The 23,165-nt window shown below is 51.3% G+C and carries 20 protein-coding genes and 1 tRNA gene; 6 read left to right on the forward strand and 15 right to left on the reverse strand.

Annotated features, from left to right (window positions below; all coding sequences use genetic code 11):
• Positions 1–9: 9 nt before the first annotated feature.
• Complete coding sequence (locus WC903_06095; protein ID MFA5893505.1) at positions 10–678, forward strand: TatD family nuclease-associated radical SAM protein; 669 nt, start codon at positions 10–12, stop codon at positions 676–678.
• Positions 668–1,999 (forward strand): dihydrolipoyl dehydrogenase, encoded by a 1,332-nt coding sequence (gene lpdA / locus WC903_06100; protein ID MFA5893506.1) that lies wholly within the window; start codon positions 668–670, stop codon positions 1,997–1,999. Before WC903_06095 ends, lpdA begins: the two co-directional genes overlap by 11 nt.
• Before the next feature lie 15 nt (positions 2,000–2,014).
• On the opposite strand, the gene WC903_06105 is transcribed toward lpdA, so the two are convergent.
• The 4 genes from WC903_06105 to WC903_06120 all read right to left on the reverse strand — a co-directional run bounded on the left by WC903_06105 (position 2,015) and on the right by WC903_06120 (position 6,188).
• A complete protein-coding gene (locus tag WC903_06105; protein ID MFA5893507.1) occupies positions 2,015–3,505 on the reverse strand; it encodes a hypothetical protein in 1,491 nt (496 codons plus the stop codon).
• Positions 3,506–3,630: 125 nt separating this feature from the next.
• Positions 3,631–4,254: a hypothetical protein gene (locus WC903_06110; GenBank protein MFA5893508.1), complete on the reverse strand. Its 624-nt coding sequence runs from the start codon at positions 4,252–4,254 to the stop codon at positions 3,631–3,633.
• Between the two features lie 37 nt (positions 4,255–4,291).
• Positions 4,292–5,917 (reverse strand): 2,3-bisphosphoglycerate-independent phosphoglycerate mutase, encoded by a 1,626-nt coding sequence (gene gpmI / locus WC903_06115; GenBank protein ID MFA5893509.1) that lies wholly within the window; start codon positions 5,915–5,917, stop codon positions 4,292–4,294.
• Between the two features lie 64 nt (positions 5,918–5,981).
• Positions 5,982–6,188: a Com family DNA-binding transcriptional regulator gene (locus WC903_06120; GenBank protein ID MFA5893510.1), complete on the reverse strand. Its 207-nt coding sequence runs from the start codon at positions 6,186–6,188 to the stop codon at positions 5,982–5,984.
• A gap of 159 nt (positions 6,189–6,347) precedes the next feature.
• Here WC903_06120 and WC903_06125 point away from each other — a divergent pair, with 159 nt between their 5' ends.
• From WC903_06125 to eno, 3 genes are all read left to right on the forward strand, one after another.
• Positions 6,348–8,342 carry a M13 family metallopeptidase gene (locus WC903_06125; protein ID MFA5893511.1) on the forward strand — a complete coding sequence of 665 codons (1,995 nt, stop codon included), beginning with the start codon at positions 6,348–6,350 and terminating at the stop codon, positions 8,340–8,342.
• Between the two features lie 41 nt (positions 8,343–8,383).
• Positions 8,384–8,456, forward strand: a tRNA-Gly gene (locus WC903_06130).
• Between the two features lie 24 nt (positions 8,457–8,480).
• Positions 8,481–9,815: a phosphopyruvate hydratase gene (eno, locus tag WC903_06135; protein ID MFA5893512.1), complete on the forward strand. Its 1,335-nt coding sequence runs from the start codon at positions 8,481–8,483 to the stop codon at positions 9,813–9,815.
• Between the two features lie 164 nt (positions 9,816–9,979).
• On the opposite strand, the gene WC903_06140 is transcribed toward eno, so the two are convergent.
• The 11 genes from WC903_06140 to metG form a co-directional block, all read right to left on the reverse strand.
• Entirely contained in the window at positions 9,980–10,699 is a 720-nt protein-coding gene (locus WC903_06140; GenBank protein MFA5893513.1) for an ATP-binding cassette domain-containing protein, read from the reverse strand.
• Between the two features lie 108 nt (positions 10,700–10,807).
• A complete protein-coding gene (locus WC903_06145; protein MFA5893514.1) occupies positions 10,808–11,599 on the reverse strand; it encodes an ABC transporter ATP-binding protein in 792 nt (263 codons plus the stop codon).
• On the reverse strand, positions 11,586–12,401 hold the full coding sequence (locus tag WC903_06150; GenBank protein MFA5893515.1) for an ABC transporter permease: 816 nt from the start codon (positions 12,399–12,401) through the stop codon (positions 11,586–11,588). Before WC903_06150 ends, WC903_06145 begins: the two co-directional genes overlap by 14 nt.
• A complete protein-coding gene (locus WC903_06155) occupies positions 12,394–13,299 on the reverse strand; it encodes an ABC transporter permease (GenBank protein MFA5893516.1) in 906 nt (301 codons plus the stop codon). The genes WC903_06150 and WC903_06155 overlap by 8 nt, the downstream gene beginning before the upstream one ends.
• Positions 13,300–13,352: 53 nt before the next feature.
• The gene (locus WC903_06160; protein MFA5893517.1) at positions 13,353–13,868 is read right to left on the reverse strand and encodes a hypothetical protein; all 516 of its coding nucleotides are present in this window, start codon (positions 13,866–13,868) and stop codon (positions 13,353–13,355) included.
• Between the two features lie 158 nt (positions 13,869–14,026).
• Positions 14,027–16,063 (reverse strand): hypothetical protein, encoded by a 2,037-nt coding sequence (locus tag WC903_06165; GenBank protein ID MFA5893518.1) that lies wholly within the window; start codon positions 16,061–16,063, stop codon positions 14,027–14,029.
• Between the two features lie 211 nt (positions 16,064–16,274).
• The gene (locus WC903_06170) at positions 16,275–17,813 is read right to left on the reverse strand and encodes a peptide-binding protein (protein MFA5893519.1); all 1,539 of its coding nucleotides are present in this window, start codon (positions 17,811–17,813) and stop codon (positions 16,275–16,277) included.
• Complete coding sequence (locus WC903_06175; GenBank protein ID MFA5893520.1) at positions 17,776–18,183, reverse strand: prepilin-type N-terminal cleavage/methylation domain-containing protein; 408 nt, start codon at positions 18,181–18,183, stop codon at positions 17,776–17,778. Before WC903_06175 ends, WC903_06170 begins: the two co-directional genes overlap by 38 nt.
• Before the next feature lie 42 nt (positions 18,184–18,225).
• A complete protein-coding gene (locus tag WC903_06180) occupies positions 18,226–19,236 on the reverse strand; it encodes a type II secretion system F family protein (GenBank protein ID MFA5893521.1) in 1,011 nt (336 codons plus the stop codon).
• 5 nt (positions 19,237–19,241) lie between these two features.
• Positions 19,242–19,625, reverse strand: coding sequence for a GxxExxY protein (locus tag WC903_06185; protein ID MFA5893522.1), 384 nt, complete (start codon positions 19,623–19,625; stop codon positions 19,242–19,244).
• 159 nt (positions 19,626–19,784) lie between these two features.
• Positions 19,785–21,347, reverse strand: coding sequence for a methionine--tRNA ligase (metG, locus tag WC903_06190; protein ID MFA5893523.1), 1,563 nt, complete (start codon positions 21,345–21,347; stop codon positions 19,785–19,787).
• Between metG and WC903_06195 the strand changes: the two genes are divergently transcribed.
• The gene (locus WC903_06195; protein MFA5893524.1) at positions 21,322–23,139 is read left to right on the forward strand and encodes a hypothetical protein; all 1,818 of its coding nucleotides are present in this window, start codon (positions 21,322–21,324) and stop codon (positions 23,137–23,139) included. The genes metG and WC903_06195 overlap by 26 nt on opposite strands.
• Positions 23,140–23,165 lie beyond the last annotated feature (26 nt).

Here is a 23,165-nt window from a genome sequence, read left to right on the forward strand (position 1 = left end):
AATTAAAACATGAGCGATATCGCCTACCAAATAGGGGATTCCCTGTATTTAAATATTACCAACCGCTGCACGAACGAATGCCCGTTCTGTATCCGGAATAAAGGCCGGCAATTCAACCAGCAATATGACCTCTGGTTGAATAAAGAACCAACTGTTGATGAGATCATGGCCGCGATCGGCGATCCGGCTAAATACGAACAAATAGTCTTTTGTGGATATGGTGAACCGACAATTCGGCTGGACATCATTAAGACGGTTACCGCCGAATTTAAATCCAAACTTCAAACCTCAAACATCCAAACAAAAGACAAATCCCAATTATCCAACCTCAAAAACGCCGCATCACCTATTATCAGGCTGGATACGAATGGAACCGCCAACCTCTTCTGGGGGCGGAACATTTTGCCGGAATTGAAAGGATTGATCGATTTCATTTCCATCAGCCTGAACGCGGAAAACGCTGAAAAATACAATAAACTTTGCCGGCCGATGTTCGGCGAGCAAACCTATGCCGCCGTCCTCGATTTTATCCGAACGGCCAAGAGTTTCATTCCCGTGGTCGAAGCGACAATCGTCGACCTCCCCGGAGTGGATAAGGAAGCGTGTCGCAAGGTCGCTAAAGAGCTGGGGGCGAGTTTCCGGGTCCGCCCCTATTATGAGGAGAGCTATGTCAAATAAGTATGATGTCGTTGTCTTAGGCGGCGGGCCGGGTGGTTACGCCGCGGCGATCCGGGCCGCGCAGCTGGGAGCGAAAGTCGCCCTGATCGAGAAGGACAAGCTCGGTGGCGTCTGCCTCAACCGCGGTTGCATTCCCACCAAAGCCATCATCGCCTGCACCTCGCTTTTCGAAAAGTTCCAGAAAGCGGAAAGTTTTGGCATCTCGGCCGGCAAGCCGACCATCGATCTCGCCAAAGTGATCGAGCGAAAGAATACGCTCGTAGCCAAGATCGTCAAAAACCTGCAGGGCTTGATCGAAAAGAACAAGATCGAGATCATAAACGGCAACGGGAAAGTCATAGCTCCGGGAAACATTGAAGTCACATTAAATAACGGTAGTAAATTGTCAGTTGTTAGTAGTAAGTTAATTATTGCTACCGGGTCTGTCCCCAGCTGTCTGCCCGGGTTGAGCTTTGATAAAGACCGCTACCTCTGCAGCGACGATGCGCTTGAGCTGAAAGAAGCACCGGCTAAGATTACGATCGTCGGCGGCGGAGTGATCGGCATTCACTTCGCGGCAATCTACAGTACACTGGGTTCCGAGGTCACTATTTATGAAGCCCTGCCGGAAATATTGACCGGTATCGATGAAGAAGTCGTCGCTTTGGTCAAAAGGATCTTAAACCGAAAGAAAGTCAAGGTTTTGACCGGCACCCGCTTCGACCCGGCCCAAGCCAAAGGCAAGACACTGATCTGCGTCGGCCGCACACCAAATATTATGGGGCTCGAAACTTTGGGCCTGAAAATGAGCAAGCGAAGCGTTTGGGTCAGCGAAAAGATGGAAACAAGTGTCAAAGGCGTCTACGCGGTCGGCGACGTTTGCAGCCAAACCATGCTGGCGCATGTCGCGTATGAACAGGGCGTCGTGGCGGCGGAAAACGCGCTGGGCGGGAATAGAACGTTCAATTACGATTGTATTCCGATCGGCATTTATACCAATCCGGAGATCGGTGCCGTCGGGCTGACCGAAAAAGCGGCGCGCGAGAAAGGCATTAATGTCAGTATCGGCAAGTTCCCCTTTGGCGCGCTGGGAATCTCGCAAGCCATGGGTGAGATCGAAGGATTCGTCAAATTTGTTTGTGATGAAAAAGGCAAGATTTTAGGCGTTCATATCATCGGACCGGAGGCCACGTCACTCATCGGCACGGCTGCCCTGGCGATAAAGAACAATTTATCGATTGAACAGATCGCAGAAACTTTCCAGTCCCACCCCTCCTACCCCGAAGGTCTGCAGGAAGCGGCCGAAGCGGTCCTAAAGCGGGCGCTGCATATTTTTAATTGAATCTCTTAAGTCAGTTTAGCCCGCGAATACCTTATCAATAATACTTCTAAAAAAAGGAAGAAAGCTTTGGTTTTCCCATGATTTCCCATAACTTCCTGAAAGACTGCTCATTAATTCATGTGAAAGGCCAATTTCTTCTTTCCAAGGATCGCCCGGAGCTAATCCATATGAAGAAAACGAATAATCTTCAGGCTCGATCCATTTTACTAATTCTCTTCGCACTCTCGTTCCCGGGTACGGCATAAGAGGAAATATTCTCACTGAAACCTTTACCCCTTCTTCCGATAATCCCAAAAAAGTTTCCATGTCATCAGCGATGGCTCGAGCTGACTCCCTGTCTTCAAAAGGAGTTATTATATAAGATAAAAATAGTTTATGCGGCGGAATGTCCGGAGCCCGGGTATGCACTGTTTTTAAAGCCCGAATAAACTTCGCCAGAGCCTCTTTCTCGTCATCAAGTTGTTTCTGGCTTTTAACCTTCCCTCGCAAGTTACTGCCGGCGACCCGAGCGCTTTGTTCCGTCACCACATCGCGCCCGATGAAAAATTTAAAAAAGGCGTGCCGCAACAAAAAGGGCCCCAATTTGTTCCGATAATCATCCGAAACTATCAAGGATGGGTCAAGAAACGTTATTTTAAAAACTGGTCGTTCTCTGTCATATAAGCCTTCAAATACCTCACGATAATAATCAAATCTTCTTGTTTCAAATGGGTTGGAATCATATAGTGACAATTGACCTGGAGCAAGATTAGCAAAAACCGGCCGGAGGCTGTCAATCACTGTTCCGGCTGCAAATAACGGGGAACGGCTTAAAGGAATCGCGCAAAAACCGCATCTGTTTTCACATGAGTCATCAAAGATCGTTCCAATCAGTCTCGATCCTTCGGTATATGTATAGGGGACTGTTCGTAATTGTGGGAATTTACCGTAACCATGCCCCTTAACCTCTTCGCCGGCAGAGCCTAAATAATAAAGCCCGGGACTGGCTATCAGATCCTTTTGACCATGTTGATTAATAACTAAATCAATAAACGGCTGAGCGTGACCAACCACTACCGAATCCGCCAATTTTGAGACCAAAGCGGTTTCAACCGAATCGCGGTAACCCTCAAGTTTCTCTCTTTTAAAATGCGGCCCTCCCGCTACTATTCTTGCTTGCGGAAATTCTTGCCGTATCAATTCAGCTAAAGCTGTAAATTTAAAATACTCTTCCGAAGTGGTCGACAGGCCGAAAACCGCGTCGTTTTCACCCGCCACCGTTCTTTTCAGCTCTTCGATGATTACTGCCCTATCGCGCCAGAGATCCAGACCAACGGCAGGGTCCCCAGGAAAATGAAGCACATTATTGAATCCTGCCTGTCTTAACGAATCCTCAATCGTTTTTAATCCTAGACGCTTTTCTGGGTTAAAATGATGATTGAGCCAATGTGCCCCGATGCGGTAGTAACCAGCGCTTGTTAAAATGACTTTCATAATAGTTTTATCCTGTTTTTCATTGCCTGACATATATCGATATCATTAAAAATATATTTCATTCATTTATAAATCTTTATATAAAGATAAGGCGGAGATCCTACCCCAAAGGCCTGCAGGTAGCGGTCGAAGCGGGCGTAAAGCGGGCGCTGTCTATCTTATAAACACTGTTTTCTTTCGGGTAATTCCAGGATTGGTGATTGAAACACCGCTTCCAGCATTCTAAAACCTCCACTTGATCTATATTGTTCAAAAAATCTTATGATCGAGGGGCTTTCTAAATAATTTCTAATCATGAGACTTTGCGGATGAAGCGCCGTAATGAATATTAATTTGCGTTGGGCCTCTGACAATCTTGAAACGGCCTCCCAAAAATCCATTAACACCTCACCATCGCTCCGATCGTCGCCGTATCCCGCTAATAAGTTCTGATCAAGCAAGCCAATCAGCCCCGGCAAAAAAGAATGGATCTCATCAAGCACATAAATATCAGCGACTGGCGCCCGGCTTAAGTCCGCATCAATCATACATCCGTGATGTGAATTATGATGGTAACAACACAATTCGTTTTTTTTCAAATAGCTCTGCCATGCCGGGTTTTTAAACAGGCTTGTTTTGCCGATCTGTGTATTAGCGTTAAAATTGCTTTGATTTGTCCCGGTAACAACAAGCCGCGGAGAACAACCAACTAAGCGGATCAATGTTTCAATTCTATTGCCATCGGTTTTGGTCGGATAATATTTAGTTATTATTAGTGGACCAACCGGAGCTACTCTTGTCATGCAAGATTGTCATTTAAAACCAGACAAAATTTCAGGGTTATTTAAGCAGGCTTTTCGCCGTCATCGCTTTGGGGATCGGCAGGCCCATCAAATCGAGCACGGTCACACCGACATCAGGGATGATGCCGGACTCATTCAATTTAACCTCTTTGCCGAGGACCCAGAACGGGACCGGATTGAGAGAATGCTGGGTGCTGGCGACTTCCTGGCCCTTATTTTCCAGCTTCATCTCGTCGGCATTCCCATGGTCGGCGGTGATGATAAAGACCCCGCCCTTGGCCGTCCAGGCGGGGACTAATTTTTCTAAACAGGCGGAGATGTCGCCGATCGCTTCGGTCGCGGCCGCCAGGTTGCCGGTATGGCCGACCATATCGCCATTCTGGAAATTATGGACGACCAGCGAATACTCGCCCCGGTCGATCGCCCCCAGCGCGTAGTCGGTCTCCAGAAAGGCGGTCATCTCCGGCACCCAGTCGTAATGCTTCCCCTCTTCGGTCCGCTCCTTCAAGGTCATATCCTGGGCCAGATGGCGGTCTTCTCCCGGGAAAGGGTCCGCCCTCCGGCCGGAGAACCAGCCGGTGACATGAGCGAACTTCTCCGGACCGGCCAGACGCAATTGTTTTAAGCCGGCTTCGGATACGATCTGGCCAACCGTATCCGGGACCTCCTTCTCGGGGAAGGCGGTCAGGGCGTTCAAGCCGTGATAATACTCGGTCATCGCCACGAACAGGAGCCCGGCAACCTTGGCCCGCAACCCCTGAATCTCGTTGTAGCTATTGTCGTCGATCGGCTTCGTCCCTTTTTTGTAATTAAAATATTTCTTGTCCGTTTCGCAGAAGGCGGCCGTCAGCTGGATCGTCCGGTCCTGCCGGTAGTTCCAGTAAATGACCGAATCGTTCGGCCTCATCCCCTGATAATCACCGATAACCGTCGGCCTGATAAATTCATCAGTTTGCCCGCGAGCATAAGAATTATCGATCGCTTCACGGGCAGTGGCGGCTTTAAATTCCCCCGTCCCTAGTACCAAGCACCTCATGCCTATTAGCGTCTTATCCCAGGACGTATCCCGATCCATCGCGATCTCCCGCCCCATCACTGTTGCGACCCTGGTCCCTGGTCCCTGGTCCCTGATCGCTTCTTCCAGCATCGGCAAATATATTTCTCCCGCCGCCTTCGGATTAGTGTCACGGCCGTCAGTAAAGAGATGAATAGCGATGTCGGTCAAACCGTTCTTTTTAGCCAACTCGAGCAAGGCGAAAAGATGGCGAATGCTGGCGTGGACAGTTCCGCCATGTCCTTGCAGGAGCCCCATGAGATGGAGGGTTGAATTATTCTGTTGACAACGGGTGACCGCCGCCGTCAGGGCATCGTTGCGGAAGAAACTCCCGTCATCGATCGCCACATTGATCCGTTCGATCGACTGGTAGACGATCCGCCCCGCTCCCATGTTCAGGTGGTTGACCTCGGAGTTCCCCATCGTCCCGGCCGGCAAGCCGACCGCCAGGCCGGAACATTCCAGTTTGGCGTAAGGGTGATTTTTGAACAAGTCGGCAATGAACGGCGCCTTTCCCTGGTCGATCGCGTCGTAAATGGCGTTCTTCGGCCCCTGCTCTCCGACCGCGAAGCCATCCAGAATGCAAAGATAAACCGGTGTTGTTTTCACTGGTCTATTATACAAAAAAAAGCCCGGCAGTTAAAGCCGGGCTTTTCAGTTTATCGGAAACTACTTAATTCTGCAGGAAATCGTACTTAATGACGCCGCGTTCCAAGATCTTTTTGGTGACGTTGTTCTCGGGCACTTCATAGACAATGACCGTCTCGTCATCATAGAGGTTCATCGTCTTGCACTTGGGACACTTGATCTCGACTTTCGACCCCTCCTCCACCTTGGCCAGCAGCCGGTGGCAGAATTTACAGCGGAATTCTTTCATCATAATATTGTCGTCCTCCTTTATCGTCTTCCTGTTACCATTTGTTTATCGGGCCGACATATGAATAATTTCACTGTTTTTTTAAATTTTCCGCCAAAGGCGGATCCGCCTTCGGCGGACACCTAATTTATGCCGCGCCCGCCGCGTGCTATAATCCCTGGGATGAGACAAGCGCTGATCTGTGCCACCGTGGTCCTGACCGTAGCCTTGCTCAGCGGATGCTCCAACATGAGCCAGAAAAAAGATAACCTGACCGACCTCGATACTACCGTCCGCCCGGGGGACGATTTCTACCGCTATGCCGTTGGCCATTGGCAGAAAAACAATCCAATCCCGGCGGAATACAGCAGTTGGGGGAGTTTCGTCATCCTCGGCGAGGAAAACCTCAAGGTCCTGCGGGAAATAATGGAGCGGGCGGCTAAACGGCCGCGTGATAGCCGCGAAAAAATGGTCGGCGACTTCTATGCCGGCGGGATGGATGAACAGAAGATCGAAGCGGCCGGGCTGCAACCGCTTCAACCCGAACTGGCCAGGATCGAAGCGATCAGAGATCTGACCGGGTTAGCTTTGGAACTCGCCCATATGCAGCAAACAACTTCCGACCCCCTCTTCTCTTTCGGCGTCGCCCCCGATCTCGCTCGGAGCGATCGGCAGATCGTTCACCTAGACCAGGGGGGCTTGAACCTGCCGGACCGTGATTATTACCTGAAAAACGACCTTTACTCCAGGGAGATCCGGACCAAATACCAACTTTTTGTCGCCAGGATATTCAAGCTGATGGGGGAAGACGAGCGAACCTCCGCCGCGTCAGCCCGGACGGTCCTCAAGATCGAGACAGCCCTCGCTAAAATATCGAGGACCAAGGTCGCCTTGCGCGATCCCCGGCAGAACTATCATCCGCAATCCCTGGCCGCGCTGGCCAAACTTGCCCCCAACTTCGCCTGGCCGCTCTATTTCCGGGCGATCGGGCTGACCAAACCGGGGAAAATCAACGTCGGCCAGCCGGAGTTCTTGGCCGGGCTAAATAAACTGCTGGTCAAGATCCCCCTGGCGGAATGGAAAGTTTATCTGGCCTTCACCTTGGTCAATGATAATGCCGAGTATTTAAGCTCGGCTTTTGTCAATGAAGAATTCGCTTTTTACGCCAAGACGATGAACGGCAACCAGGTCCTCCGCCCCCGCTGGAAACGGGTCGTCGGTACGGTCAACGCTTATCTTGACCATCCGGTCGGCCGTCTCTTCGTCCAAAAGCGCTTCTCTCCCCACTCCAAAAAACGCGCCAGCCAGATGATCGAGAGCATCCGCCGAACGTTTGCCCGGCGGATCAAGGGGCTTGATTGGATGAGCCCGCGGACAAAACAGGCCGCCCAGCAGAAGCTGGCAGCGATGACCTTTAAGATCGGCTATCCGGACAAATGGCGCGACTATTCGAAGTTGAAGATAGAACGCAACTCGTATCTGGCCAATATCTTTCGCGGCAATTATTTTGACTTCCACTATGAACTGAATAAGGTTGGTAAACCGGTCGACCGGCAGGAGTGGCAGATGCCGGCCCAGATCGTCAACGCCGGCTATATGCCGCAACGCAACGAAATGATCTTCCCGGCCGGGATCCTCCAACCCCCGTTCTTCGATGCGGCGGCCGATGACGCCATCAATTATGGTTCGATCGGCACCATCATGGCCCACGAGATGACCCATGGTTTCGACGACCAGGGAAGGAAATTTGACGCCAAAGGAAACCTCAAGGATTGGTGGAGTAAAAAAGATGAAGCCAACTTTAAAGCCAAAACCAAAGGAGTGGTCGCCCAGTTTGGCGCCTACACCCCCTTTCCCGGCCTGCCGCTTAACGGCAAACTGACCCTCGGGGAAAATCTTGCCGACCTTGGCGGCTTAAGCCTCGCCTATGAAGCACTCGGCTCTCTCCCGGCCGGGAAAAAGCCTCAACCCCGTTTCTTTCTTTCTTACGCCAGGGTCTGGCGGAACAACACCCGCCCGGAACGGGCCAAGCTCCTGATCAAGGTTGACCCCCACTCCCCCGCTCAATATCGGGTCAACGGCCCGCTTAGCAACCTGCCGGAGTTTTATCAGGCGTTCAACCTCATCTCTGGTGAGGCCATGTATAAACCAGCCGCCCAGCGTGTTAAGGTCTGGTAAATTTTGAATTTTTCTCCCCCCTATGTTAAAATAATTACTATGCGGGAGTAGCTCAGTTGGTAGAGCACGACCTTGCCAAGGTCGGGGTCGCGAGTTCGAACCTCGTCTCCCGCTTTTTTCTTTGAAAGGGGTAATAACATGGTTAGATTGTCTGAGGAATATTTTTTTGTCGGTGAGAGGGCCAAGACCGGAGCGCGGATCGAGCAAGTCCACGCCCGGCAGATCATCGACTCCCGGGGGAACCCGACGGTTGAGGTTGACGTCACCCTGAAAGACGGGACCGTGGGCCGCGCCGCTGTCCCCTCCGGCGCTTCGACCGGCGAACACGAAGCCCTGGAACTGCGCGACAAAGATGACAAGCGCTATGGCGGCAAGGGTGTTTACACCGCGGTCAAGAACGTCAATGAGATCATCGCCCCAAAAGTCGTCGGCCTGCCCGCTCATCAGCAGTTAAAGATCGACAACCTGATGCTCGACCTTGACGGGACAGAGTTCAAGAGCAACCTCGGCGCTAACGCCCTGCTCGGCGTCTCCCTGGCGGTCGCCCGGGCGGCTTCGATCTCCTACGGCCTCTCCTTATTCAAATATATCGGCGGCGAAAAAGCGGTTACCCTCCCCGTCCCCAACATGAACGTGATGAACGGCGGCGCCCACGCCGGCTGGAACTACGAACTCCAGGAATTCATGATCTCCCCAGCCGGGGTCCCCTCCTTCTCCGAAGCATTGCGCGTCGGAGCGGAAGTCTATCAGACCTTGAAAAAAGTCCTTAAAGATAAAGGATATTCCACGGCAGTCGGCGATGAAGGCGGTTTCGCGCCCAAACTGACCAAAAATGAAGAGGCGATCGAGATCATCATGGAAGCGATCACTAAAGCCGGCTATACTCCGGGCAAGGAAGTTTTCCTGGCACTCGACCCTGCCGCCAGCGAGTTCTTCAAAGACGGCAAGTACCAGCTCAAGAGTGAAGGGAAAGCGCTCTCTCCCGAAGAAATGGTCGCCATGTACGAGGAATGGGTCAAAAAATACCCGCTCATTTCCATCGAAGACGGTTTATCGGAAAAGGATTGGGACGGCTGGAAGATATTGACCGAGCGCTTAGGGAAGAAGATCCAACTGGTCGGCGACGACCTCTTCGTCACCAACCCGGACTTCCTGAAAAAAGGGATCAAACAAAAGTGCGGCAACTCGATCCTGATCAAGCTTAACCAGATCGGGACGCTGTCGGAAACTCTCTACACCATGGAAGTCGCTAAGGCGGCCGGTTATACATATATGACCTCACACCGCTCCGGCGAGACCGAGGACTCAACGATCGCCGACCTAGCGGTCGCCACCAACTCTGGCCAGATCAAGACCGGGGCTCCCGCCCGCTCGGAGAGAGTCTGTAAATACAACCAGTTGCTCCGGATCGAAGAGGAATTAGGTAATAAGGCAAAATATATCGGGCTGGCGGGATTTAATCCGAAGAAGTAGAGCTCCCCTCACCCTAGCTTCGTTCAAGCTTAGACCCCTCTCCCTCAGGGAGAGGGGTCTTTGTTTTGGTAAAGCTGAGGTGAGGAAAACCCTTCTCCCACAGGGAGAAGGTCACAAGCCTCAACTAAGTTAGATGAGGGGAACGCCATTAGGTGAGGGCTGCCTCAAACCTTCAAGGTCGAAGCTAAAAGTTTCTGCGTGTAAGGGTCTTGTGGACTGCCTAGTACCTGGTCCCTGGTACCCAGTTCCACCAGTTTTCCTTCTTTCATGACCGCTATCCTGTCGCTCATGTAGCCGATAACATTAAGGTCGTGAGCGATAAAGAGATAAGTCAGGTTCAGCCGAGTTTTAACCTCTTTTAAAAGCTTCAGAATATCAACCTGGATCGAGACATCCAGCGCCGAGACCGGCTCATCGAGGACCAGGAATTTCGGGGCGGAAGCAAGCGCCCGGGCGATCCCCACCCTCTGCCTCTCCCCGCCGGAAAGTTCATGCGGCCAGCGCCTGGCATAGGCGGCCGGCAACCTCACTAATTCGAGCAGTTCAGCCACTCGCCCGTTAATCTTGGCCTTGGGGAGAAGCTGATGGATCAAGATCGGCTCACCGATCGCTTCCCCTATCCTGATCCGGGGATTGAGCGAGGTCTGCGGGTCCTGGAAGACGATCTGGCAATCGCGGCGGACATTCTCAATTCCGTAGTAATTGACCTCGCCGGAACTCGGTTCGATCAGACGGAGCAGTAAACGAGCCAGGGTTGATTTCCCCGATCCGGATTCTCCGACCAAGCCCAAAGTTTCGCTGTACTCGATAGTAAAAGTAACGCCGCCAACCGCCCGGACCGAACCGAAGGCCCTGGTTAGATTGTTCGCTTTGATCAACGCCATCAGCTTAGATCCGGAAAATGATGATGACCAGCAAGATCGTGATCGCCGCTAAAAGAACTAGAGCAAGGCCATTGATCCAGTTCGGCAAACGTTCCGTTAATTTCATTATTATTCACCCCTTCCGTTCAAGACTTTCAAGGCGCCTAACAGCCTGGCAGTATAAGCGGACCGGGGCGCCGCCAGAAGATCGGCCACGCTCCCCGCCTCCACCACCTCCCCCTGATAAACCACTAACGCTTTCTGACAAACCGCTTTAATGATCCCAAAATTATGAGTTATGTAAATTATGGATAGGTTCAAGCTTTTTTGCAACTCTTTTAACAGCTTCAGTATCTCCGCCTGGATGGTAACGTCGAGCGCGGTAGTTGGTTCATCCGCGATCAGCAGTTCCGGCTGGCAAGCCAGCGCCAGCGCGATCATTACGCGCTGCTTCATCCCGCCCGAAAACTGATGGGGATAGTCCCTCGCCCTGGCCGCCGGATCGTTGATCTTCACCAGATCAAGTAAGGCAATCGTCTTGGCCCAGGCTTCTTTCCTTTTTAACCCTTGATGCAATTCGATGGTTTCCGCGATCTGATCACCGACCGTGAAGAGCGGATTAAGCGAAGTGAAGGGATCCTGGAAGATCATCGATATCCCGGCCCCGCGGATCTTGATCATCTCTTTTTCCGGCAGGGTCAAGAGCGCCTGGCCGGCAAAGGTGATCTCCCCGGCGTCGATCCTGGCCGCCGGCGGCAGGAGGCGCATGATCGCCAGCGCGATCGTTGACTTCCCGGAGCCTGATTCGCCGACGATCCCCAGCGCTTCACCCTTGGTGACGGTAAAGCTCATCTCTTTGACCGCTCGAACCGGCTGGTCATTGACCAGATAGCTGACCGACAGCCCTTTAACCTCTAACATTTAACTTCTCCCGCAACCCTTCGCCAACAAAATAAAGTGCTAGGACTGATATTAAAATTAAGACCCCCGGAATGATCGCCATCCACGGAGCATCGCGCATGTACGCCTGCGAATCCATCAACATATTTCCCCAGGAAGACATCGGCGGTTGGACGCCGAGGCCAAGAAAAGAGAGGGCCGATTCGGTCAGGACAGCGCCGGCCATCCCCAGCGTTGCGGCGACGATGATCGGGCTGGAGGCGTTCGGCAAGATATGGCGGAAGATGATCCGGAAGTCAGAACAGCCGATAGCGCGAGCGGCTTCCACATACTGCAACTCCCTGATCCGGAGGAATTCACCCCGCACCAGCCGCGCCACCCCCATCCAGGAAGTCAGCCCGATAACGATCATCACATTATAGATATTGGGAGTCAACATCGCCTGGATCGCCAGGATAAGAAAGATCGAGGGGAACGCCAGCATCACATCCACCCCGCGCATAATGACACTATCCAGCCAACTGCCGTAATAGCCGGAGAGTGCCCCAAGCAAAGTCCCGATCAACACGGAAATTATGACGGCAACCGCGCCAACGGTCAGCGAGATCCGCGCGCCGTAGAGCGCCCGGCTTAACAGATCACGCCCCAGATCATCAGTCCCGAACAGATGCCGGAGTGACGGCCCCTGGATCTCCGATTCAGTGATCTCGGACGGATCAAACGGAGCCAGTGCCGGAGCAAATATCGCGGCAGTTATCATGATTAAGATAATAATAATACCAACATTCGTCATTCGAAATTGGTTATTCGTCATTTTATTCATAACGAATCCTCGGGTCGACCAACGCGTAACATATATCCGCCAACAGATTTCCCAAAACGATCAGCACGGCGGAGAACATGACGATCCCCATAATGACCGGATAATTGCGCTGGAAGATGCACTGGACCCCCAACCGACCCATCCCCGGCCAGGCGAAGATCGTCTCTATAATGAAAGCTCCGCCAAAGAGGTCGGGGAGTGATAAACCAAATATAGTCACGATCGGCAGAAGAGCGTTACGCAAAGCGTGTTTATAGATGACGATCCATTCCGGCAAACCTTTAGCCCGCGCCGTCCGGATAAAATCCTGGTTGAGGACCTCGAGCATCGCCGACCGCTGGTAGCGGGTCAAGCCGGCCAGGCTCCCGATCGTCATCGTGATGAGCGGCAAGACGATATTGCCGACCGCCGGCAGCCAGTGGAGCTGGACCGAGAAGAGGAGCATCAGCATCAGGCCGAGCCAGAAGGTCGGTATCGCCATCCCGGTAAAAGAGAGGAAGGTGACCGTATTATCGAACCAGGAGTTTTTCCTGACCGCCGACATTACCCCGAGCGGGATGCAGATCAGGAAGGTCAGGATATATGAGGGGATCATCAGCATCAGGGTCAGCGGCAGCCGCTCGGCGATCTCGCTGATGACCGGCTGGCCGGTCGTATAGCTCCGGCCAAAGTCGAGGAGAACGGCATTCTTCAGCCAGAGAAAATATTGGATATAGACTGGCTGGTCCAGCCCCCAGTTGGCGCGCACACGCATTAGTTCTTCGGGTTTGACGTTGGGATCGATAAAAAGAGCGGTCGGGTCACCGGGAGCCAGGTGCATGACGAAAAAGGAAATCAGGGAGATGCCGATCAGGAGCGGGATCAGCTGCAGCAGTCTTTTTACAATGTATGCGCGCATCTAGCGTTATTTTAAACTAACGCCGACAAATGCGCAAATATCAGGGCGGCTTACTATTTCAAATAATCGGGCAATTGGTCGGCCAGGATCAGCAGAAAGCTTGCTCCGCCGAAACGATAGACATCTTTGGCTGGAACGGTATAAACAAAAAACCTTTCTGTGGTTTCTGCCCCTCTTGCCGCAGTCAACATGCCGTTCAATTTATCTTCAGCCATTTTTGCGCCCCGGGGAAAATCGAGCGCGGCCAGATCAGGGTTTGAAAACAACCTGGCCAGTTCGGGCTCGCTAAACCGGGCGGCCAGCGCTTCATTAACCGCTACCCTTTGCCCCGTTAAATGATCGATATTCTTGACGCCGGCATCCCCGCCGCTGATTACAATCTGCGAGCTGGCTACTCCGAGTTTTTTAGGATCGATCTCGATCGTTTGCAAATAATGCGTTTGCAAATAATGATATTTTATCGCCTGCCGGTCCTCGACACCTTCGCGTTTGGCCTTTTGTGATAAAGAAAAGAAAAACCGCCGGCGAGCGATCTGAACTGCATTATTTGAAATTGGTTTACCATCCATGGTCAATACCTCCTGAAAAGATTGGGGCCAATTCTTTATCCGCCTGGCCAAGCCAAAATTTCATTGTTTTTTAAAAGGGTTAAAATCCTGGTTATTTCTGTTTGATAAAAATCTTTTCGCGGTGGCGCAGCAGTCAAAATACATTAATGAAAAAGTTTCTACAACCCTTTACTTTTTCTTAGCGCCGCCGCTGGGTCAGCTGGATTATTAACCGCAAAGCGCCAGGCATCAGACGGGGTAACTCCCTGATCTTGGTATTTAGCTGCCAGGTCTGCCGCCACTTTGAGTGCTTTCTTCAGCGCCGCTTCGGTATCTTTATACCCACCCGCAAAGTGCCAGGCATCGGACGGGGTAACTCCCTGATCTTGGTATTTATTCGCCAGGTCTGCCGCAACCTTTAGCGCTTTCTTTAGCGCGGCTTCGGCATCTTTATACTCAACCGCAAAGTACCAGGCATCGGACAGGGTAACTCCCTGATCTTGGAATTTATTCGCCAGGTCCGCCGCAACCTTTAGCGCTTTGGTTAGTGCTGTCTCTGGCTTGTCTGGATTATAAACCGCAAAGTACCAGACATCAGACTTGGTAACTCCCTCAGATTCGTACTTTTTCGCTAGTTCAGTCGCTACCTTGAGCGCTTTCTTTAGCCCTCTTTCTGGATCGGTTGGATTTCTAACCGCAAAGCGCCAGGCATCGAACGGGGTAACTCCCTCAGATTCGTACTTTTTCGCTAGTTCAGTCGCTACCTTGAGTGCTTTCTTCAGCGCCGCTTCGGCATCTTTATACCCAACCGCAAAGTGCCAGGCATCGGACGGGGTAACTCCCTGATCTTGGTATTTATTCGCCAGGTCTGCCGCAACCTTTAGCGCTTTGGTTAATGCTATCTCTGGCTTGTCTGAATTTCCAACTGCAAAGCGCCAGACATCAGCCTGGGTAACTCCCTGATCTTGGTATTTATTCGCCAGGTCTGCCGCAACCTTTAGCGCCTTGGTTAGTGCTGTCTCTGGCTTGTCTGGATTATAAACCGCAAAGTACCTGGCATCGGATGGGGTAACTCCCTGATCTTGGTATTTATTCGCCAGGTCTGCCGCAACCTTTAGCGCTTTGGTTAGTGCTGTCTCTGGCTTGTTTGGATTATAAACCGCAAAGTACCTGGCATCGGATGGGGTAACTCCCTGATCTTGGTATTTATTCGCTAGTTCAGTCGCTACCTTGAGCGCTTTCTTCAGTGCCGCTTCTGGATCGGCTGGATTACTAACCGCAAAGCGCCAGGCATCAGACCGGGGAACCCCCTCAGCCTGATATTTATTCACCAAGTCAGTCGCTGCTTTGAGCGCTTTCTTCAGTGCCGCTTCTGGATCGGCTGGATTACTAACCGCAAAGCGCCAGGCATCAGACCGGGGAACCCCTTGAGCTTGATATTTATTGAAGAGATAATCAATATAACCAGCTGGCATTAGTCTTTTTACCATTGTTGGAATTTGTTTAGGGGAAAATTTAGCAGTTAGATATTCTTCCACGGTTTTCATCAGCATAAGGGTTAGCCTTTCCGCGCCAACTTCCCTGGAACGGATTAAGAGCTGGTCGGCATCACTGGGTAAAAGCATCCCCCAGGCAACCAGGCGGCTTAATTTGGCCTCGTTACTCCTGACCAATGCTTCAGCCGCCAAGGGAATAGTAGTTCCTGATTCGATATCAGGCAGAGAAAAACCGCTGAAATGCCAATGCCTCGTTATCTCCCCGGATAAATATTCAAAATAATTTATTTCTATTTGAGACAATGAACCGCATCTGCCTCGAGGAAGTTCCGTTGGCTGAAAAGAATAATCAGGAGTAGTAAAAGGATATTCTGTCGGCTGAAGCGGCCCCTCTTTTTGAATGATCGGTTGCGAGTATGCCGGCGCCACCTTAGTAATAGGAGAAGCGTCAACGATCTCCAATCCTTTCACTTGAGCAACTACATTTTGCTGGCCGTTGAATTCGCTTATGATCATCTCCCTGATCGGTTTGTGTGGCGAATTCGCGGCAATAAGAAACTCAAGGTTTCTTCCCCCAACCTGGCCGATAGCCAAGACAACAACTGTCGGAGTTTTTTTCAAGCAGTCAATCGCCATTGCGGTTATTGTTCCATTGGTGTTCAAGCCGTTGAAATGATGGCCTGGAAAAGTGAATTGACGGTAAGCCTGGAGCAAGCTCACGGTTTTCGCAGAAACCTTCCCGGCGCATGGGAATACACCTATTTTATTGATCGCAACCATTACTAATATATATCGCCTAAAAAAGAGAGAAATTTCAAAATTTGTGGAAATAGAGCCGATGAAAAAATCGTTTTCTGAAGCCTGAAAATGACATTCTCGGTTCCTCGCCGTTTGGAAACCGCGACGTTTAGTCGCCGGTTTCCAAAATATATCATTTTTTTATAAACACTTTTTCAAGATGGAGGAACATCCCGGCCGGACCGGGCTTGGACAACCCGCCGACCCGGGTGTTAACGCCGGAAACCGACTTCGGATACCAGAGAAAAATATACGGCTGGTCGTCAGCGATCAGTTTCCAGATCCGGGCATAGATCCGCTTCCGCCCACCCCGGTCGATCGTCGTCCTCCCCTCCTCCAAAAGCCGGTCAACCTCGGGGTTCTTATATTTGACGAAGTTAAACCCTTTGGGATACTGGCTCGAATGCCAAATCGAATAAGCGTCGGGATCAAGGCCGAGCGACCACCCCATGATCAGTGCCTCAAAATCTTTCGGGTCTTTCGGCGCGTTAACTATTTTGAGAATAGAGGACCATTCCATCACCCGAACCTTAACTTTGACCCCCACCTTCTTATACTGCTGCTGGAGGATGACGGCCGCCTTTTCCCGCTCTTTGTTCCCCTGGTTGACCAGGATGGTGAATTCGAGGTTCTCCGCTCCCGCCTCTTTCAATAATTGCCGCGCTTTATCTTGGTTGTACGGATATTTAGCTACCTCGCCGGAGTAAGCCCAGGAGATCGGCGCGGAAGGGGCATAAGCTGGTGTCGCTAGACCCCGAAAGATCAGGCCGACGAGTTGTTTCCGGTCTGTAGCGTAAGCCAGCGCCTGCCCGACCCTCCGGTCGGTAAATTTAGGATTGGCCAGGTTCAACCCGAGATAGACATAGAGCAAAACATCGGACTCGTAAACGCCTATCCCTTTGACGCTCTTCATTCTGGTGTAATCTTTTGGCGGGATCCCCGCCTCATCGATCTCCCCCGCCTCCAGGGCGACCAGGGCGGTGTTATCATCCGGGATAATCTTATAAACGATCTGTTTAAGCAAAGGTTTCCCCAGGTAATAATCGGGATTGCGGCGGACGGTAATGTGGTCGCCGGTCTGCCACTCCTGGAAGATAAAGGGTCCGGTCCCGACCGGCCGGCGGTTGAACTTGGCCGTGTTGATATCCTCACCTTGCAGCAGATGTTTAGGGATAACGCTCATCGCCGCGTGGGTCAGGAAAGGGGCGAACGGCTTAGGCAGAACAGCCTGCACGGTATACTTGTTAACCGCCCGGAAAACGATCGGCCGACCGTCAATAATATAATCGCTCCGGCGGACCGAATTCACTTTGGGGTTGAGGATCGAGTTGAAAGTAAAGACCACGTCATCGGCCGTGAACGGGACGCCATCGTGCCAGAGAACATCGCGGCGTAATTTGAAAGTCCAGGTCCGGCCATCGCGGGAAACCTGCCAGCTGGCCGCCAGGTCGGGAACGGGTTCAAGATTCTCGTTGAAGCTGATCAGCCCGGAAAAAATAGCGCTTTCCACCGCGGAGGAGACATTGTCGGTCGAAAGAATCGGATTTAAAAGAGAAACTTCGCCACCTAAACTGAATTTAAGTCCCCCGTCGGGGTCAACCTGCCCGGCCAGGGCGGCCGTCACCAACAGACAACTACATATTAGACAGTTCTTGAAGTTGCGCCATTCCATTCCGTTTGTATCCTGTCAGCGTATATTTGCCGCTCGGATCATCGTAACTGTAAACGATCCGGCCGGCCGTGTCTGAATCGGAGTACTCCTTACCGGTGAACGGGTTTTTCGGAATACCGGCAACATATCCGCCGGCCATCAGATAGTCGCGGCAGAGCGAAGCCAGGGTAATGTTCTTGGCCATGGGATAAACATCATTCTCCATCTGGTAAGCTTCTACCGCCAGCTGGACGGTATGCATGACCCCCCGGACGGCCGCTTCCTTACCCCGGTCGCGCGCTCCCAACAAATTAGGGACCAGGAAAACCGAGAGCAAACCGATTATCCCGATAACGACCAGGACCTCAATTAACGTAAAACCTTTTTTCATACTAACCATCTCCTTATATTATAGGGTTTAGACAATAAAACTTCAATTCAAAGCTGAAATCATGTTCATCAGCGGGAGAAAAATCCCCATGACAACCAAGCCGACAAAGAGGCCGACCGAGAGGGTCATGACCGGCTCGATCAGAGCGGTCAATCTTTTAAGGCTCATCTCCCTCTCCCGCGCCTGGTAATGAGAAACGCTCAAGAACATTTCGGCCAGCCGGCCGGAATTTTCGCCGACCTTAAGCATGTCGGTCATCTCGGGCGGGAAGAATTGGCCGGCCGCCAGAACTGACGATAATTTTTCCCCGTTGATCACCTTATCGCGCGCCGCCAGAATGGTCGAACGGAAAGCTCTCCCGCGGGAGGTCTCGGCCGCCACCTGCAACGCTTTATCGATCGGTGTCCCGGTGTTGAGCAAAGCGCCGATCGTCCCTAACCCCTGGATGATCTCCTCTTGTTTCATAATACTTCCGACGAACGGCAAACGGCTGGCGACATCAGCTTTTCTGCGCCAAACAACCAAGCTCGCCAGCAAACCGCCGATGATCAGGATCGGGAACAATTGCGCGAACAGATCAGCTGAACCAAGAATTATCCGGGTGATCAGAGGCAATTCACCGCCGATATCGGCAAACACGCCGCTCAACCCGGGAAGAACAAAGACGGCCAGGCCGATGAGACAAACGAGGCTTAAACAGAATATAAAAGCGGGATAAACGAGGGCGCTGATCAGTTTTTCTTCGATCTCCGCCCGCTCTTCGTAATATTTGGCGAGCTGGCCGAGGGCATCCTCAAGGCTCCCATTACTCTCTCCCACTTTTATTGAACTGGCGGCCAAAATTGGCAAATAGTTGACGAGCGCTTCACTTAACATCAGCCCGTTGTTTAACTTCTCGATTACCTCCGGCATCATGTTGTAAAACTTTTTTTTACCTGCTTTACTTGCAATTGATAAAGCTGAGAGTAAGGGAACGCCGGAGGAGAGGAGCATCTTAAGTTGCGAACAGAAGTAAGCCGTCTGACGCTTATTAAGCGTCCGCTTAGAAGACATCTTCATCACTTAGGCCTAAATCCCTTTAATATTCGCTTGTAAATTAGTTCTCTTCTAGAGAAATTAACCAATAAGCCTAGCTCAAGGTCAGCTTCTCTCAAATATTTTAATACTTGAATAACATTATTTCGTGAAAACCTTGGCGTGGCTTTTATTTCAAGGACAATCTTGTTGTCTACGAGAAAATCAGCATATTGATTACCAATCAATCCGTTTCTTAATATCTCTATTTTCTGTTGTTCGCGGTAATTAATAGCCTGTCTGGTAAATTCCTTGGCGATCGATCGTTGATAATGCTTTTCAGCTAGGTTAGGCCCAAGTTCATTATGGACCTTAAAAAGAACTCCGATTATCTTATAGCTTAGTTCTGGATAAACAAGATTTGCCACTTGATCAACTCCGCTTGGCTTAGAGCAATCTTATTACCAGGTACAACACGAATGCACTAATGATGGCCCGAATGCTCTAATATTTGCTGTCTTATTAGGATATTAGGACCCATATTCGTGTATTCGGGTTGTATATGTCTATCGACGAAATCTCGCCACCTACTGTTGGATCCGGGGAAAAAGAACGTCACCCTTATTGACCTTGGTTCCGTCGGGGTTAAGCTGAACGATGATCCTGGCAGCGGTCTCGGGCATGAAGGGGGTAATTAACCCGGCCACGGTCTTCAGGACCTCGTAAAGATTGGCCATGACGATGGCCAGCTGTTCCTTCTCCCCTTTCTTCGCCAACGACCAGGGGGCCTGTTTCTCAATATAAACGTTGGCCGCAGTGATCAAAGCCCAGACCACCCCCAGAGCGTCAGAGAAAGCCAATTCATCCATAGCCTGGGTGAAAGCCGCCGGCGTCTTCTTCAGCAGAGCAATTAAATCATCTTCTTGCCCCTGGACCCTAGGGACTATCCCATCAAAGTATTTCTCGATCATAGTCAGGGTCCGGCTTAAAAGGTTCCCCAGATCGTTGGCCAGATCGGTGTTGTAGCGATTAATGAAGAGCTTCTGGGAAAAATCGCCGTCAACCCCGAACGGCACTTCACGTAAGATGAAATAACGGACCACATCAACCCCATACTGTTTAGCTAAAGCTATCGGGTCAACGACATTCCCCTTCGACTTGCTCATCTTCTCCCCCTCGACCGTCCACCAGCCGTGCCCAAAAACCTTCTCCGGCAGGGGGAGCGAAAGAGCCATTAGGATCGCCGGCCAGATGACCGCATGGAAACGGACGATCTCCTTCCCCATCAGGTGGACCTGCGCGGGCCACCATTTGTTGAACTTGGCGTCATCCTGCAAGTAACCGATGGCGGAAATATAGTTGATCAGGGCGTCAAACCAGACATAAACGACATGCTGGGGATCGTCCGGAACACTGACCCCCCAGGGGAAAGCGGTCCGGGTCACCGAAAGGTCTTTCAACCCCTGCTTGATGAACTGGGTGATCTCGTTGCGGCGTGAGGCCGGCTGGATAAAACCGGGGTGGTCCTCAATGTATTTCAGTAAACGGTGCTGGTAGCCCGAGAGCTTAAAGAAATAGGAGTCTTCCTTGAGAAGATCGGTCGGGCGGCCGCAATCGGGGCAAAGCTTGCGCCCTTCCATATCCTCTTTCAATTCCCCTTCAGCCCAATAGGTCTCACAGGTCACGCAATACCACCCCTGGTATTGGCCCTTATAAATATCCCCTTGCTTCCGCAAACGGCTAAAGATCTTCTGGACGCACTCTTCATGCCGCGGTTCGGTGGTGCGGATAAAATCGTCGTATTTGACGTTCAACACTTGCCAGGCGGACTTGAACCGTTCGACGATCTCGTCGACGAAGGCCTGCGGCTGCTTCCCCTGCCCCTCCGCCGCTTTCCAGACCTTCTGCCCGTGCTCGTCTGTCCCGGTCAGGAAGTGGACCTCAAACCCCTTCGATCGCTTATAACGAGCCAAAACATCAGCCGCGATCGTCGTATACGCATGGCCGATGTGAGGGATATCGTTCACGTAGTATAGCGGCGTGGTCAGATAGAACTTTTGCGCCATATGTGAATTATACAGATAATAATTGAAATTTTCAAAAAAGGAGCCCGATAAGCAGTATATGGCCATCGAAAAAGCCGCAACCATAATGGATAGAACACGTAATTTATTGGCGCGTCCGTTAAGTAAAGCGGTCTTAGCCCTCGGCCTTGCCTCTTCAGCCCTGATCCCCTCTCATCAAACAGTCAGGCAAGCCCCGACCGCTAGTTTTTTTGACCCCAGCATAAAATTGCCCGATGCGATCAAAAACATTAAACGGTTAACACAGGAAATTGCTGAAAGCTATCCCAACCAAAACCTGGGACACTTGAGGCCGATTTTTGACAATCTTTCGATTTATGCGGAAAAATATTCGGTTCCCTGGCTGAAACAGCTCTACGATAATAAAAGAGAAATCCTTCGGCTGCTGGATAACGCGAAAAGGATCGCCGATCATGAGCCGGCCGCGCGGCAAGAGCTGAATAAAGAAGAAACAGACGACCTGCGGGCAATTTTATCGGCCAGAACTCTATTTGACCTTTTGGACCATTTTGTCCCCCAGACAAGCAGAACGGTTACGGTTACCCCTCCGGGCAATTTACCTCCGTTCGAAATCCAGCTGACTCCCGACCGGAGCGCCAGGACCATGTATAAAATGATCACCTCATCTCCACGGTTGCAAGCCAACACTCATTCGTCCAGCGGCACCCATGAGGAATTAAACGCAGGCAGCGGAAAAATGGAGCAATGGGTTGCCGGCAAGATCTGCGACAGCTCGCCTGCCTCTTATGACAAAACTTACGCCCAATTTTATATCGATGCGCTCGGAATAAACAGGTCGCTGCCGTTGCCCGAACTGGATCGGCTGATCGCCGAACTGGAAGCAAAATTCAAGGGTCAGGTAGCCAATCCGGCCAGGATCTGGATCAGCGATTTGGAACCGGCAAAAGAAAGCAATACCTGGGCGCTCAACTCCAATTTCGCTTTTAGATATGTTGACTTAAAACTTCATGCCGACGCGTTCCGCCTGATAAAAACACATCAATTCGCCTTCAATGAGGCGGCCCGAAAATTACATGACTCCCATCCAGACATTTCCTCTGAACTATTTAGAAGCTTTTTGATGGCCCATTCACTGATCACGCATACCTGGCTGCGCTGGGACGATGTCTGGCAAGACGCAGGAGCAGCTTCAGCCTTCGGCACGGCGGCACAAGCGTTAAACTTTGGGGGAACATATAGCGCTTATAAAAAACAAGGTTACGCTTTTGGTATCACATTTAAACAAGGGGACACGATGTATGATTGCCCGTGGGGATTGGCTTCTCTAATGAAACTCCCCGTCCCCTTCCAAAGCCTGGGACATAACACCGTCATGGCGGGCGATCTATTGATCGCCGGAGAACGCGACGGCGGCCAGCTCTGGCATAAATATTTTCCCGAGTTCGAAATGACCGAAGAGAACGCAATCAGGATCGCCCTCGATCCGGTCAACTCACTTTACGCCGTGGCTCTTGTCTGCGATGCAAAATTAGATGATTTAAACAAAACCGTTTTCAGCAACCCGAACGTCGGCCTGCCGAGCGACGTTTATCCGTATATAAAAAATCCTGAGGACGCCAGGCGCTATCTGATGATCGAGCTGATGGGCCATTTGCGGGCTTTCCCCGAAGTGGGGATAAACTTTCCGAACGCTTTCCCTTTCAATATAGACTCCTGGAATCTCGGGCTGGGCGCTTCTTATAATTTATTGATCAGCCGAATACTGGGCGAAAACAGCGCCCTGCCCTATTTAAAAGGGAGCTTTGTGGTAGATTCAGGCGAGAAGTTAGACGCTTTTCACCACAGAAAACCAGAAAAATTCCCGGCGATAATGTGGACGTTGACGCGCAATGATTGATCGCGGATTCGGGAAACAGTCAACAG

The sequence above is a fragment of the Candidatus Margulisiibacteriota bacterium genome (assembly GCA_041658645.1).
In the GTDB taxonomy this organism is placed as follows: domain Bacteria; phylum Margulisbacteria; class WOR-1; order O2-12-FULL-45-9; family XYB2-FULL-48-7; genus JBAZZV01.